This window comes from Thalassotalea atypica, from assembly GCF_030295975.1.
Taxonomy (GTDB): Bacteria; Pseudomonadota; Gammaproteobacteria; order Enterobacterales; family Alteromonadaceae; genus Thalassotalea_F; species Thalassotalea_F atypica.
Map to the genome: position 1 here is coordinate 3,513,871 of NZ_AP027364.1, position 16,037 is coordinate 3,529,907.

At 40.5% G+C, this 16,037-nt stretch carries 12 protein-coding genes; 4 read left to right on the forward strand and 8 right to left on the reverse strand.

Annotated elements, in window-relative coordinates:
- Positions 1–160: 160 nt before the first annotated feature.
- Together QUE03_RS16045 and QUE03_RS16050 are read left to right on the forward strand one after the other, a co-directional pair.
- Complete coding sequence (locus tag QUE03_RS16045) at positions 161–811, forward strand: N-acetylmuramoyl-L-alanine amidase (protein ID WP_286262960.1); 651 nt, start codon at positions 161–163, stop codon at positions 809–811.
- A gap of 19 nt (positions 812–830) precedes the next feature.
- Positions 831–1,370, forward strand: coding sequence for a DUF924 family protein (locus tag QUE03_RS16050; protein WP_286262961.1), 540 nt, complete (start codon positions 831–833; stop codon positions 1,368–1,370).
- Positions 1,371–1,382: 12 nt separating this feature from the next.
- Here QUE03_RS16050 and QUE03_RS16055 read toward each other — a convergent pair whose 3' ends face one another.
- On the reverse strand, positions 1,383–2,231 hold the full coding sequence (locus QUE03_RS16055; RefSeq protein ID WP_286262962.1) for a LytR/AlgR family response regulator transcription factor: 849 nt from the start codon (positions 2,229–2,231) through the stop codon (positions 1,383–1,385).
- 221 nt (positions 2,232–2,452) lie between these two features.
- Here QUE03_RS16055 and QUE03_RS16060 point away from each other — a divergent pair, with 221 nt between their 5' ends.
- Positions 2,453–3,661 (forward strand): acyltransferase family protein, encoded by a 1,209-nt coding sequence (locus QUE03_RS16060; RefSeq protein WP_286267883.1) that lies wholly within the window; start codon positions 2,453–2,455, stop codon positions 3,659–3,661.
- An 80-nt stretch (positions 3,662–3,741) separates the two neighbouring features.
- Here the strand turns inward: QUE03_RS16060 and QUE03_RS16065 are convergent, their stop codons facing one another.
- Positions 3,742–4,278: an SEL1-like repeat protein gene (locus QUE03_RS16065; RefSeq protein WP_286262963.1), complete on the reverse strand. Its 537-nt coding sequence runs from the start codon at positions 4,276–4,278 to the stop codon at positions 3,742–3,744.
- 402 nt (positions 4,279–4,680) lie between these two features.
- Between QUE03_RS16065 and QUE03_RS16070 the strand changes: the two genes are divergently transcribed.
- Positions 4,681–5,037, forward strand: coding sequence for a cupin domain-containing protein (locus QUE03_RS16070; protein WP_286262964.1), 357 nt, complete (start codon positions 4,681–4,683; stop codon positions 5,035–5,037).
- Between the two features lie 155 nt (positions 5,038–5,192).
- Here QUE03_RS16070 and QUE03_RS16075 read toward each other — a convergent pair whose 3' ends face one another.
- The 6 genes from QUE03_RS16075 to QUE03_RS16100 all read right to left on the reverse strand — a co-directional run bounded on the left by QUE03_RS16075 (position 5,193) and on the right by QUE03_RS16100 (position 15,848).
- Positions 5,193–5,444, reverse strand: a complete 252-nt coding sequence (locus QUE03_RS16075) for a hypothetical protein (RefSeq protein ID WP_286262965.1) — start codon at positions 5,442–5,444, stop codon at positions 5,193–5,195.
- 135 nt (positions 5,445–5,579) lie between these two features.
- The gene (gene metH / locus QUE03_RS16080) at positions 5,580–9,272 is read right to left on the reverse strand and encodes a methionine synthase (RefSeq protein WP_286262966.1); all 3,693 of its coding nucleotides are present in this window, start codon (positions 9,270–9,272) and stop codon (positions 5,580–5,582) included.
- Between the two features lies 1 nt (position 9,273).
- Positions 9,274–10,227 (reverse strand): homoserine O-acetyltransferase MetA, encoded by a 954-nt coding sequence (metA, locus tag QUE03_RS16085; RefSeq protein WP_286262967.1) that lies wholly within the window; start codon positions 10,225–10,227, stop codon positions 9,274–9,276.
- A gap of 274 nt (positions 10,228–10,501) precedes the next feature.
- Positions 10,502–11,545: a trypsin-like peptidase domain-containing protein gene (locus QUE03_RS16090; RefSeq protein WP_286262968.1), complete on the reverse strand. Its 1,044-nt coding sequence runs from the start codon at positions 11,543–11,545 to the stop codon at positions 10,502–10,504.
- Between the two features lie 103 nt (positions 11,546–11,648).
- On the reverse strand, positions 11,649–12,722 hold the full coding sequence (locus QUE03_RS16095; protein ID WP_286262969.1) for an efflux RND transporter periplasmic adaptor subunit: 1,074 nt from the start codon (positions 12,720–12,722) through the stop codon (positions 11,649–11,651).
- 9 nt (positions 12,723–12,731) lie between these two features.
- Entirely contained in the window at positions 12,732–15,848 is a 3,117-nt protein-coding gene (locus QUE03_RS16100) for an efflux RND transporter permease subunit (protein WP_286262970.1), read from the reverse strand.
- Positions 15,849–16,037: the final 189 nt, after the last annotated feature.

A 16,037-nucleotide genomic window follows, 5' to 3' on the forward strand; every position in this document is an offset into this window, starting at 1 on the left:
TTCTTCAGAAAGCCGAGTTAACCGCTCGGTTTTTTTGTTTTTACATATTTGCTAAAAATTAACTTTACCCGCATAAAACCAAAATTTGCACTACGCTTTATTGAAAGTGGCGATTAGAGAAATATTTAACGCCACATCATAACTCATTTAAGGCATAGCTATGGACATCAAATACCTTGTAATTCACACCGCGGCTTATCAGGGGCGCAATTGCGACGCCGATACCATCGATGAATGGCATCGTAATAAAGGCTGGAATGGCATTGGTTATCATTACGTTATTCTAAATGATAAACATGACAGTAAACCCGATGGCAAAATTGAAAAAGGCCGAGACGATAGTGTTAATGGTGCGCACGCCTATGGCATTAATCAAATGTCTTTAGGTATTTGCTGTATTGGCCATGGAGACCACGAAGATTTTACGCCTGCACAATATGAAAACCTTTATTTGTTACTTGCAAAACTATGCCATAAATATCAAGTATCTACAGACAACATTATTGGTCATCGAGAGCTAAATAGTTTAGTCAATCGTGGCTTGTTGGGAGACCAATACAGAACGGCAAAGTCGTGCCCCGGCCATAAAATAAACATGAATCAAATTCGCCAAACATTAAGTAAGAAATTATTGCGAGAAGAGCCGCTAGACGAAGTCAATAACACCTCTATGCACTTAAACAATAAAGCACAAGTTATTGAGGCGATTAATGTGTTGAAGGAACATAAAGGTCAGTTCACCAATGCTAGAGATGAGCTAATTCAGTTTTTATATCATCCCGAAATAATTGAATTAATTGCAGAAAAGTAAATAGGAACAAACCATCTTGATGACCTATACCGACATAATAAAATTTTGGTTTGAAGAGCTTTCTCCAGAGCAGTGGTGGACAAAAGATCACGCATTGGATCAATTAATCAAACATCGGTTTCAAAAAATTCACCAACAAGCAATGCATTGTGAGCTGTACTTGTGGCGTGAAACGGCCAAGGGACGATTAGCCGAAATAATCATCCTTGATCAATTTTCACGAAACATGTTTCGCAATACACCTCAGGCTTTTGCTAGCGACAATATTGCCTTATCACTCGCTCAAGAAGCCATAAATATTGGTGCCGATCAATCGCTAACCGAAGTTGAACGAAGCTTTCTATATACGCCCTTTATGCATAGTGAATCTCTCCTCATTCACGATGTGGCCATGATGCTTTATCAGAAAAATGGCATTGAAAGTAACTTTGCCTTTGAAAAGGCACATCGCGATATCATAGCAAAATTTGGCCGCTATCCTCATCGAAACGTACTTCTAGAGCGAAAATCGACACCTGAAGAGCTGGAGTTTTTGTCTCAACCTAATTCCTCTTTTTAACGATGAGTGCGGCTACTTCAATGTTTCTTTGAAGCTTTCTTTGTATCTCCTTGAGAGCATTAGCACCTTGCCATTTCTAAGCTTCACTTCACTATCACCGCTACTTAAAGAGTTAATTGAGTCCACCATATCTAATTTTATCGCGTAAGAACGATGAATACGGCAAAAGCCTTTATCATCAAGTTGAGCGACAAGCGAAGTCAAAGTTGCTCTTAAAGGATAGATCCGCTCACCGATGTGTAGGTTTACATAATTGCCTGCGGACTCAAGCCATTCAACATCCTCAATACGAATAATAAATTCCTTGCCAAGTTTTTTGACCAATAACCTGTCAATACTTGACGGCGGCTTATCGTCCTCCCCTTGTCCAATAGGGTTTGCTTCACCTTGAAGTCGGCTAATAATAAATTGATAGCCTTTAATGACAATGACAAAAAAGATGAAACTCCATAGATCTTTGCGGTATTCATAAATCATCTCAAACCAGATATCGCCAAAATCATATTCTCGGGTAAAAAAGAAATAGACCCCCTTCCTCATGAGTACCATCAATAACACGTGGCAAGCCGAAAAAACTATTGAAGCAATAAAATAATAAAGTAACGAGCGTTTAATCGCCTGCCAATTAAAGGGATTTTTTGTCAGCAAATAGACAATAAAAGGAAAAAGAAATAGCGAACTTATTGCACTTGAATATTCCCAAACAAAAGGCTCCCAAACATCAAATGGTAAAGGGGTATTGCTTCGTTGAGCTTCCATGATAACTGAAGTGGCGAGTAAGGTTGCGTTGATAAAAAAGTAACAACACAAGAAGATGATTTCGTACTTACGCTTGTTTTGTTGAAAATGGTTTAACGTCATTATTCCCTACTAACTCAATTATAAAAACAGATAAAATGTTCATCCCTGTTAGCCACCACTTATCCCTATTAGGGGTCATGTGGGCATTCTTCAAATGCATATCTGATTTGCTTCATCAACAATAGCACTACTTTAAGCAAGAGTTCTATCAAATCATGTATGCAACAGTAAGACAATTATTCAACCGTTTAATCCTTAGTTTCGTGCCTGCACATCACAATATGCCCAGTAGACGGCATGATTTGGACTGGCTCAGAATAATCGTTTTCGGCTTACTCATTTTCTATCATGTCGGCATGCTCTATGTAGAAAATTGGGGTTTTCATATGAAAAGTGTCCATTTATCTCAGTCTCTGGAGAGCATCATGTTAATCATAGAGCCATGGCGCATGGCGGTGTTATGGCTGATTTCAGGGATAGCTATCAGGTTTTTCTTAGTGAAGGTAAATGCTTGGCGCTTTGCCTTTATGCGCTCTTTGCGACTACTACTGCCTTTACTTTTTGGTGTCCTTGTTATTGTTCCGCCACAACTTTATGTGGAAATGACCTCTAACGGCGATTTAAGCATGAGTTACGGCCAATTTCTGATGGAGTTTTTCTCATCAGATTCTACGGTCTTTGAAAAATATCAGGCAGGAATCTGGCCGCATGTCGACGTTAACCATTTATGGTATTTACGCTCACTTTGGCAATACTCTCTGGTGTTGCTGGCATTGGTACCGATACTGAATACTCAGTGGTTCAATCGTTTAACTGAGTTGCTATTTAAACTTCACGGTGCATTAATCATTGCTATAGCATTATTACCTATTGCCATCATACAGTTAACTTGGGATATGGACACGGCACGATACCCATTAGGTTTCACATTTTTACTTTATGGATACTGTTTAGGCTGGCATCCCATTATATGGCAAAAACTTGCAACTAATGTGAAACGCTTATGCCTAACATCAGCTATTGTGTTATCACTTTTTATTAGTTTTTACAGTTTTGTGTGGTTGCCTTACGGCGATTCTGCAAACAAACTAGTCTCACTTGCTGGCATGATTGCTTACAGCGCTTGTCGCGTTATTTGTGCGCTTACGGTACTTGCATTAGCGTACAAATATCTAAATGTTCATTCAAACAAGCTCACTTATTTTAATGATGCTGTCTATCCATTTTATATCTTGCATCAAACTATAATTTTAGTTGTGGCGTTCTATTTTGCAGACGCTAACTTAGGCCCGGTGGTTGAACCTATCACCATTATATTTGTGACTGTTGTTGGCTGCTTCCTTGGTTTTGAAGCTATTCGTCGTACAATGTGGTTACGGCCTTTCTTTGGACTGAAAATATCCTCGCCACTGTCTGTCAATACGATTAGACTGAGTTACCTAGCAGGGTCAATACTGATATTGCCCATCGCATGGGAGGTGCTTCTTTGAAACCCGACTTTATTGGAATAGGCACAAAAAAAGGCAAGTAATTAACTTGCCTTTTCAATGCTAGGGTTAACCTAGTAACACTATTTAGACACTAGGTATGTTGGGTTAGAAACATAATAATAACCTGGTTTAATTTCAGACTTTTGACATAAGTGCGTGCCTTTCTTAGAGCCCAACAATTTTTTCGTTCTACACTTCATTTGCTGCGCTTTAACGCCGTATAGATCGACATACTTCTCAGCTTCAAAACTAACGCTCTTAATATAATCTTGAGGCAACTTGTCATTCAGCATTTGCAATGGCTTTTTCCATTGTGAAGACTTTTGTTCATTAGCCACTGTTAACCAAGCATAGCTTTTCGCTAAATCTTGATCTGTGCCTTGGCTATTTAAGTACATTGTACCGACAATATATTGTGATGTTTTGTCGCCACGTTGAGCAAAAACTTCTAGCTTAGGTAAAGCTTTGTCATAATCAGAAGACTGGTAAAGTTCCATTGCCTCTTTCAAATGAGCTTTGTAGGTATCAATATCCATTAACTCCTCATTACTTACCGCATGTGAAGCAAATGACGATGTTAATACTATGGCGCAAACTGTTGTGATAAATTTTTTCATGAGTCTTTCCCTTATTCCTTTGCATTTGTATAAAGCGCTTCTGTAACGTTTCATACATCTTGTTAATTTTATTAATTAACTGATTTATTAGTTAAGTTGCAGTAACTATTACAAAGGTTGTGCCATCGACTAAATAAATATTTATGTAACTGAAAAGTAACATCTTTTATATCTTTCAGTATAAATCTGTAATCGACATCAATTCCAACCTTCTAAATTTTTTGGCTTTTTACACTACTTTTTGGTCAAAAAAATAAAGAAGGTATTTCATCAACAACAGTTAACATTTACATCTGGTTTATCCTTCGTATCGTTGGACTAAATTATGGAATACAATAAAGTTACAATGTTTATCGCTTTGTATCTAAACGTGTAGGTGTACACAACCTAAGGAAAATAATTTTGCTAATAAAATCAATAACAAAAAGGGTAATTGTGGCAATTGGTTTGGCCACTTTCGTTACAACTGCCCAAGAAAGCCGCGAGGTAATACTAGACAATGACCAAGTTGAGGTAGTTCGGCTCACTTATCCAGCAAACACCGAGTCGGGCATGCACACTCACCATTATCCCTTTCGAACTGTTTATTTTGTAAAAGGCGGAAAATTGGAATTAATACCTGAAGATCAAAGTAAAACAAGCACAATATTAGAAGTGCCTGATGGCAAAATTCTATACTTACCTGCTACAACACATAACGTTCGTAACATAGGTACAAGTACAGTAGTGATAATAGAAAATGAACTTAAAGCACAGTGATTTTAAGTAAAGAAATAGAGACTAAGTATTACCACTTTTGAGAGTGTGACTTACCTCAAACTACAGTAATATCATTGCATTTGAGTAATAACCACCAACCTCGTTGACGAGGAGGTAAGCATATATCGAGTATTCTTATGGCAGTGATTTGGCAACTATTTAAACCACACTTTGCCGCCAATAATTTTATACGCTGGCATACCCCTAACTAGGGTTTCTCTGGCAAAAGTATTTTCACATTTGGGGCAGGTACAAGGTGTGGTTGTATAATCACGAGTGATCCGTGCTTTAAAACACTTAACTAGAGAGCCTTTACCGCCTTTACGGTATTTAAACAACTGTTGCTGACACATGCTGCAATAGATACTGACCGATTTATCCGGCAGTTTTTTATTGGGTTTAGCCATAAAAATTTTGAGGGATACAATATTCTTTATCTTCAATATTAATTGCTTTGAGAGCGAAAAAGAAGCGCGCAGTATAAAAACATACTTGAGCACTTCTGATGATGATACCAATCCAACTAATAGAGAAAATAAAGACTATTCAGGATCGTAGTCTAGGTTTGCCGCCAACCATTTCTCAGCTTCCTCGACACTAAAGCCTTTGCGGTTTGCATAATCTTCTACTTGATCTTTTTTAAGCTTAGCGACAGCAAAGTACTTACTGTCAGGGTGAGCAAAATACCAACCACTGACCGCAGCACCTGGCCACATAGCAAAGCTTGAAGTTAACTCCATGCCAATATTATTTTCTACGTCGAGTAGCTCCCAAAGCAGGCCTTTTTCGGTATGTTCAGGGCAGGCTGGGTAGCCCGGTGCAGGGCGTATCCCTTGGTAGCTTTCCCTTATGAGTGCTTCATTATCAAAAGTTTCATCTGGCGCATAGCCCCAATGCTCTTTACGTACTTGTTCATGTAAATATTCGGCACTTGCCTCTGCTAACCTATCAGCAACTGCTTTTAATAGAATACTATTGTAGGCGTCATGTTCAGCATCAAATGCTTTAACTAATGCTTCTGCGCCAAAACCCGCTGACACTGCAAATGCGCCAATATAGTCGTTCACGCCACTACCACTGTCAGCCACATAATCAGACAAACAGCGATTGTATTGCCCTTCTTTTTTTTCTGTTTGTTGACGTAGGCCGTGCAATTTCATCCGCGAGATTTGACGAGTGTCATCGGTAAATAAAGTCAAATCATCACCGTCTCGTACTGCTGGGAATAATCCAATAACAGCATTGGCTTTGAGTTTTTTGTTATTAATAACATCGTCTAGCATCGCATTAGCATCGTTGAAGAGTTTTGTCGCTTCTTGACCAATCAACTCATGCTGTAAAATGCTGGGGTATTTGCCCGATAGCTGCCAGGTCATAAAAAATGGCGTCCAATCTATGTAATTTCGTACGACATTTAAATCTAAATCTTCAAGTACAGTGACGCCAAGTTTTTTAGGTGTTACCGGCGTGTAATGTTCAAAACTCAAAGGCGTAGCATTAGCTCGCGCCTGTTCAAGTGAGACTAAAGCCGTTCTAGGGCCTTTATTTAAGTGGCGCTGACGGACACGCTCGTATTCATCTTGTTGACGTTCTATAAAAGCTGGACGTAGCTCATCAGAAAGTAATGTACTGACTACTGAAACACTGCGAGAGGCATTGGGTACATACACTACCGGATGCTCATATTTGGGTTCTATTTTCACTGCCGTATGGGCTTTTGATGTTGTTGCGCCGCCAATAAGTAAAGGCAAGTTGAAGTCTAATCGCTTCATTTCTTTTGCTACATGTACCATCTCATCGAGCGACGGCGTAATCAGTCCAGATAAGCCAATAACATCTACGTTTTCTGCTTTGGCTACGCGCAAAATTTCTTCACAAGAAACCATGACCCCTAAATCAATAATTTCATAGTTATTACATTGCAGCACAACACCAACGATATTTTTACCAATGTCATGTACATCACCTTTTACGGTGGCTAACAGCACCTTACCGTTAGTACTTATTTCTGTTTTTTCCAGTTCAATGAAAGGCTGTAAATGTGCTACTGCTTGCTTCATCACTCGCGCCGACTTAACCACTTGTGGCAAGAACATTTCACCCGCGCCAAACAAGTCACCAACGACATTCATGCCGTCCATAAGAGAACCTTCAATTACATCAAGCGGTCTCTTTGCTTCTAATCTTGCGGCTTCTGTATCTTCCACAATAAATTCATTAATACCTTTAACAAGGGCATGTTGAAGTCGTTTACTAACCGGTAACTCCCGCCACGCCAAATCCGCCTTGTTATTTTGTACTGCGCCATCACCGCGATATTCTTCCGCAATTTCAAGTAAGCGTTCTGTAGCTCCATCATCACTGTTTTGAATAACATCTTCTACCGCATTGCGCAGCTTCTCAGGGATCTCAGAATAAATCGCCAATTGACCTGCATTAACTATACCCATATCCATACCATTTTTAATACAGTGATATAGAAATACAGCATGGATTGCTTCACGCACAACATTATTACCGCGAAATGAAAATGACACATTAGAAACACCACCGGAAATCATCGCATGAGGTAAATGCTTTTTGATATCAGCAGTGGCTTCAATAAAATCTACCGCATAATTGTTGTGTTCGTCGATTCCAGTAGCAACGGCAAAAATGTTCGGGTCAAAGATAATATCTTCAGCAGGGAATCCCACTTCGTCAACCAAAATATGATAAGCACGCTGACAAATTTCAAATTTTCGAGCTCGTGTATCTGCTTGACCTTCTTCATCAAACGCCATCACAATCACGGCCGCACCATAGCGTCTGAGCAATTCTGCCTGATACCTAAAGTTTTCTTCGCCTTCTTTTAAACTGATCGAGTTAACAACCCCTTTGCCTTGAATGCACTTTAATCCAGCTTCAAGAATGTCCCATTTAGACGAATCAATCATGACTGGAACTTTGGCGATATCAGGCTCGCCCGCAATCAGGTTTAAAAAACGGATCATGGCATTTTTAGAATCCAACATGCCTTCATCCATGTTGATATCAATAATTTGCGCGCCGTTTTCGACTTGCTGAAGCGCAACTGAGATCGCTTCGTCGTAATTTTCTTCTTTTATTAACCGCTTAAATTTTGCAGAGCCTGTGACATTAGTACGTTCACCCACATTTACAAAAAGTGTGTCTGATTTAATCGTTAGTGGCTCAAGGCCTGACAAACGACAAGCAATTTCACGTGCTTCAATCTTACGAGGCTTAATGTTCGCAACAGTATCAGCCATGCCTTTAATATGCGCAGGAGTTGTACCACAGCAACCACCAATAATATTTAGAAAACCTGAACCAGCCCATTCTTCAATATGAGCGTTCATGTCCTCGACGGTAAAATCATACTCACCGAAGGCATTCGGTAAACCCGCATTTGGGTGCGCCGTTACCGCAAAATCAGAAATTCGGCTCAGCTCTTCAACATATTGACGCAACTCAACTGGACCTAATGCACAATTTAATCCCATAGAGATTGGTTTTGCATGGCGAAGCGCGTTGTAAAATGCCTCGGTTGTTTGTCCAGATAGTGTTCGCCCTGACGCATCAGTGATCGTGCCAGAAATCATCACTGGTAAGCGAAGCTGCAAATCATCAAAAACCGTTTCAACAGCAAAGATTGCCGCCTTAGCGTTTAAGGTGTCAAAAATAGTTTCGATCAAAATGATATCTGAGCCACCTTCAATCAGCGCCTTGGTAGACTCAATGTAGGCATCTTTTAACTCGTCAAAACTGACATTACGAAAAGCAGGATCATTAACATCTGGAGAAATAGAACATGTACGGTTAGTTGGCCCTAACACACCAGCAACAAACCTTGGCTGTTTAGGATTTCTGGCATTAAACTCATCTGCGACTTCACGGGCAAGTTGAGCCGCCACAAAATTGATCTCAGCACTGATTGACTCCATGTCATAATCCGCCATGGCAATAGTGGTGGCGTTGAACGTGTTTGTTTCGAGTATGTCTGCACCTGCTTCAAGGTACTCGCGATGGATGGTTTTGATCACATCAGGTTGTGTTAATACCAATAAATCATTATTGCCTTTAACGTCGCAATGCCAATTGGAAAAGCGTGCGCCACGATAATCTTGCTCTTCAAACTTATATGCTTGAATCATGGTCCCCATCGCACCGTCTAACACTAGAATGCGTTTGGCTAATTGTTGTTCTAACAATTGAAAAGAGGCTAACTGCTGCACTTTATTCTCCTGTTATTGATGTCTGAATATGTTCAGCATCAAGTTGGTATGGGGTTATTTGATAAACGTAGTAGTTGATCCAGTTGTTGAATAATAAACTACCATGACTGCGCCATTTACTGTTTGGTTTGTTCGTCGTGTGTTCGTTCGGATCATCATTATTATAGTAATTAAGTGGAATATCTGGGTGAATACCGGCTGCGACATCACGACGATATTCTTCATCTAGTGTCGTCGGATCGTATTCAGGATGGCCGGTGACAAAGACTTGCCGTTTATCGTCACTTGCGACCAAATAGACCCCTGCTTGTGCTGATTCACCTAAAATATTAAGTTGGTCTATAGATTGGTAATCTGAAGTACTTACTTCAGCATATCTTGAATGCGGTACCCAGAACTCATCATCAAAACCTCGGGTTAGTTTTTCATTTGGAAACTTAGTTTGATGTGTATAAACACCTGATAGCTTTCGCTCACGTAACTGTCTATTTAAGCCATAGTGATGAAATAATGCCGCATGAGCCGCCCAGCATAAATACATAGTCGAGACGACATTACTTTGGGCCCAATTAAAGACTTCTTGAATTTTATTCCAATAGGTTACGTCTTCATAATTTTTGAGCCCCAAAGGCGCCCCCGTTACGATCATGCCGTCGTATTGCTGACTTTTAACATCATCAAATAACCGATAAAAAGAATTTAAATGCGCGTTCGGCGTATTTTTTGAGGGGTTGGCATGAATACGAAGCAAGTCAATATTGATTTGCAACGGCGTATTCGACAACATTCTTAAGATTTGTACTTCGGTTTCTATTTTGTTTGGCATCAAATTTAAGATCGCAACCTTCATTGGACGAATATCTTGATTGGCTGCGCGATGCTCCGACATCACAAAGATATTTTCATTGCCTAAAATAGACAATGCTGGCAACTGATCCGGAATTTTAATCGGCATAATAAAACTCAAAGACAAACTGGTACATGGTTAGAAGGTTAAATGTGCCTTGGATTTCTAGATATGTCAACTTCTAAACGTATAGACGTCCAAACATTTTTTCAAGTTGTGTGAACTTATAACTAGGAAAGCCTGTCCCATTTCTAAATAAAGCGATGAAAACAATAGAATATAAATGGATTGAATAATCCAGTAGTCGTTTAAAAAGCAAATATAAATATTTGAAAAGAATACTAGTGCTCCGTGCTAGTATTCTTTTTTGAAGTTATTTAATTCAGCCGGTAGCTAAATTATTGAACTCCGCGATAGTTACAGGAAGTTCGATTGACTGTCGATTACGATAAATAGTAAAAGTCAGAGTGGTGCCGGGTATAGTTTCAGCAATAATATCGAGTGCTTGAACTATGCTGTTAATTTGAATGTCGCCAATTTGAACGATAACATCGCCTTTTTTCAAGCCAGCTTTCTGTGCAGGTCCATTGTCTGCCACATTATCAATAGTAATGCCCGTTGCATTCATCGAACCTTGTCCAGAAGTAATTCCTAACCACCCGCGAGTCACACGGCCATGCTCAATGATTTTTTGCATGATTTTATAAGCAAGCTGATAAGGCACCGCGAAAAAGATCCCTTGGATATTCAGCTGAGGTGACGATTGCGTAAATTTTCGAGAATTAATGCCGACCAATTCGCCATTAGTATTAACCAGTGCTCCACCAGAATTACCTTGATTGATGGCAGCATCCATTTGTAAGAACTCTAGATAATTAGTAGAACTTAAGCCATTTCGTCCGGTCGCACTGATAATGCCTTGAGTGACTGTTTGACCTAGGTTAAGCGGATTACCAATGGCGAGCACTACGTCACCAGCAACAGACGCTAACTGCCTTTTTTGTGGAATAACCGGCAAATTAAGGGCGTTGACTTTTAGTACGGCTAAATCGGTATACACATCATAACCAATCAGCTCAGCAGCAAATAATTGACCATTTTGAAGTAATACCTTTATCAGATCGGCATTTTGAACCACATGAAAATTAGTTAAAATATAGCCATCTTCCGACATGATCACGCCAGAGCCTAATCGGGTACTTTGACGAGGTTTTCCACCATAGCGAGAGCTTTTTTCAATATCACTTGAATAAATATTAACAACAGCTGGCCCAGCAGCTTGTACCGCTGTCGCATAAGATAGAGGAGCGTCTGCCTCCTTAGAGCCAACTAATAAGCTATTATTGGCCAGTTGATTGCGAAGTTCAGGCACTGTCAGAATTAAAATAACAGCAACAAGTACACCGTAACTAGCCGATCGGATCACATATTTAATAAAAGCGAGCAATTTCAATTATTCTATAAAACTTAAGTTAGATGAGCTTAAGCGTATCACATATTGAGCTTTTCATAAGAGAATTAAATACAAGTTACTGAATAATCACTTCTTGTCCATCACGTAATCGTTCTGCGCCACGCGTTGCAACTCTATCGCCATCAGCCAAATCACCGGTAATTGAAACTCGTTCAGACGTACCCTGCCCTACTTTAACTAATAAGCGATTAACCTTGTTATCATCATTTACTTTAACCACGTAAGTGCCGTCTTTACGTAAAATTAAAGCATCTCGGTGCACGGTTAATGTTGGTTTTGCGCTTTGCACAGGTACTGTCACTTTAACCAACTGCCCCGATGCCCACATTTCGTTTAAATGGCTCGGAATTTCAATACGTACTTCAAATGTTTGAGAGCGAGGGTCTGCACTCGGAATAACCGCAGTAATTTTAGCGGACAGTGTTTGCTGCTCTGTCATCAACGATAAATTGTGACCGCGACGGACATTAGCCAAGTACTTAATAGGAATGTATACGCGAGCTTCTAAATGCTCTGTATCTAAAAACTTACCCAACACATCGCTACGGTTGATTTCCGTACCAGCTAAGACCATACGCTCTGTTACCACACCGTCATAAGGCGCTTTGATCGTCGCCCGAGTAATTTCATCTTCAATTTGTTGTAGCTTAAGCTCGGCAATTTCAATATCGACCAAGGCTAACTCGTATTCTGAAGTTGTTTGATCTAACTGAAATTGCGACGCGGCATCGGTTTTATGCAATGTTTTCCAGCGATTGGCTTCATTTTTCAAATAATTCGCGTTGATCTTTGCTCGTTTGATATTCCCGATTTGCTCGGCACGTTTGAGCTTAAGCGGCAACATATCCATGGTCACTATTTTTTCACCTGATTTAATAAAGCTACCAGGCTCAGCAATCCATTCAACTCGACCGTTAACACCAGCAGTGATAGCTACGTGCATTTTACTGTGCACTGTTCCCATGAAATCTGCACTCGCACCAAGCTCTAGACTTTTCACTGTATCCACTTTTATCGGGCTAGGTGGCGGAGCATCAGCAGCATAAACATTTAGGCTTATCGTGCTATACAATAAAGAAATAGCGGATACGGCTAAGGTCTTTCTAAACCCCTTAACAAAATGAAACATAGATAACTCCTAACTATTACTTAGTTTTAATTGTGGCTCTGGGTGTAATTCTTCAATGCTTCCACCTTGGCCGCTCTTGTTCGTTTGCTCACCAATGCGCAGTAACGCAGGGAAAAGAACCAAGGTGAAGATTGCACTAACGGTCATGCCGCCAACAATAACAGTAGCAAGACCACGATATATTTCACTCCCAACTCCCGGCATCAACATTAATGGCAACATGCCAAATAAACTGGTTAATGTACTCATGTATACGGGACGAGCTCGCATTCTGATCGCTTGCGCTACTGCTCTGCGTTGGCTTAACCCTTGTTTTTGTGCTTGACGAGTTTGATCGACGAGTAAAATTGCATTATTAACTACCAAACCAAGGAGAATAATGAAACCAATCATGGTCAGTAAATCAAGAGACTGAAAAGCGAATAAATTAAGAATATTTAGGCCAATTACACCACCCGCAACGGCTAACGGCATCACTAACAATACCAGTAAGCTGTCTTTTGCCGATTTGAATAAAGCTGTCATCAGTAAAAATAAGATGATTAGCGCTAAAATAAAATTTTGGATCATATCGTTTATCGCGGCCGCCATTTTGTTCGCGTTTCCACTGAGTAAAATTGATGAATCGGCTGGCAGCTCAGCTTTCATTACGGGAACAATTTTATCGTTCAAAATAGCCAATGCTTCTTCTAGGCTCATCTCAGCTGGCGGCGAAACTTGAATACTGATAGTGCGTTTACCATCGATACGGCGAAGTTGTGTTGGACCTGCGGTACGCTCAATTTTCGTTAGTTCACCAATGGTTTGAATGCCGGCAAACGGCGTATGGATTGGCAGACTGGCTAATTCGTCTGGCGTCTGCCATTTATTACCACGCAAAATCACATTGACTCGCTCGTTACCATCGAAATATTCGTTAATAAACATGCCACTGGTAAAGGCACGAACCGCATTTGCCACATCATGTCGTGTCAGCCCAGCTTGTGTAATTCGTTGGTCATCGGGGATTAATTTCAACTCAGGCTCAGACAAGCTCAAACTAGGAATAGGAAATGCCGTTGTCTTGGGCATATGTTCATTAATCGCACCGATCCCTTTTTGAGCAACCGCCATTAACGTATCAATGTCAGGGCCTTTGATATCGATATCGACCGTTCGGCCATTGCCGCCACCTGAGACATTAATCATTGAACCTCTGAATAAAAATGCTTGCGTGTCTGGTAAGTCAAAAAATATCTTAGTTCGCACGACATTCATTAGTTCTTCAACCCTTGTTGGGTCTTCGGCGTAGATAAATCCACCAGTACTCGCTGATCCATTAGAGTAAAAATTATAACTCTTAATTTTCGGCTCAAGCTCGCCTGCAAGATAGGGTGCTAGTCTCGCTTTTACTAACGTTGCCATTTCTGTTTCTATAAAGTCTACGTTGCCACCTGGCGGCATATTCAAGCTATAGAAGAATCCGTCAATGGGTGCTCTTGGCATGAAATCAGTTTTTGGCATTAACAGTATCGTCGTAAGTAACGAGCCACCCAATAAAATACCAATCCAAGCATACCGTTTAGTGGCAGAGTTAGTTAAGCGCATAACAAGGTTAGTAAGTTTTTGCCAATAATGTGCAAATGGATCTTTTTCCATTTCCTGCTTTAACCAAAACTTGCTTGCAATAGGTAAAATTGTGATTGCCGAAATTAATGAAGCTATCACCGCTATAGATAGCGTCAATGCTAGATCAGAAAATAACTGCCCTTCGATTCCTTTCATGAATAAAATGGGCAGGAAAATCGCAACACTGGTGGCCGTCGAAGCAAATAACGCCCCGGTAACTTCAAGAGCGCCGCGGAGCACCGCCTTATGGTTGTTTTCCCCGAGCGAGCGTAATCTTACAATATTTTCCTGCACAATAATTGCCGCATCAAGGACAAGCCCGACAGAAAAAGCCAAACCTGCTAATGAAATAACATTAAGACTGCGGTCAAAAATATTTAATGCTATGAAGGCAACCATCAAGGAAACAGGAATGGTCGTTGCGATAATCAAGGTATTTCTGATGCCTCGCAAAAATAACCACAGGATAATCAACGCAAGTACCACACCTAAACCTAGGTTATTTTGAACAAGGCTTAACGCGTTTCTAATATGAACAGATGAATCAAAACTTAAATCAATGGTTAAGCCCGCTTCTCTCATCGGTCCAGCATTTAACTCTTTAATGGCAATGTTAATTTCATCAAGAAGCGCTACGGTATTCGCATCATTTTGGCGAGAAAGGGTAAAATAATACGCCGGCTGACCACTACGCAAGCTAAAGCCAAAGCGATCAACCAGTGTGTTCTCAACCGTTGCAATATCTTTCAAATATATCGCACGGTTACCGCTGTAACCGACAATCATTTCGGTGAGGTTTTCAACATTGTATTGACCAGCAAAACGAACGGTATACTGGCGTCTACCAACATCTGCTACACCGGCCGAAACATCACTAGCTCGAGATAGAGTGCTGCTAATATCGCCAATAGACAAGCCTAATGATGCTGCTCTTAACGGGTCAAAAGTTACCCTGAGCTCTCTTGGGCGATGACTTGCTAAATTGACTTGTCCTATGCCTTGGATTCTTGAAAACCGAGGCTTTACTACATCTTCAATGAGTTTTTGATAAAGCCCTAAGTCATTGTTCAGATTGTCTGGTAAGGTTTTGATCATTAACGAAGCCGTTTGTGGGCCTCCGCGTCCACCACCAGCCGACACCACAGGCTCAAGTGCATCCAAAGGTAAAGGCGGCGCTTGATTTAGGTTATTAATGACATCTAGCATCGCTTTCTGCATGTCTGCACCAACATCAAATGTTAACGTCACATTACCAAAACCACGCTGTATGCCAGTGCTGACTTTAGTCACCCCTTGAGTATTTTTGACCGCGTTTTCAATCGGTTCAATGATCACTGACTCCATTTCTTCAGGCGCAGCGCTACGCCATCCTGTTGAAATGGTTATTTGTGGCTGTTCAATATCTGGGGTCAGCTGAATAGGTAATTTGAAAACACTTAGCAAGCCGAAAACCATCACCAGTGCGACGACCACTATGATGGTTGCTGGGTTTTTCAATGCACTGCGGGTTAAGTTCATCGCACGATCTCAGGGTAATTTAGAATGCAACAAGGATAAACAATTGCACAGAGACTATAGAGTTGATTAAGACTAACGACAGGATATTTAGGACAGAATCACAAATTGACAAATAAATTTACATAATTTAACGAATTGACATACAAGCTAATGCTGTTGGTGTGCGTGTTCAACAGTACTACCTTTAGG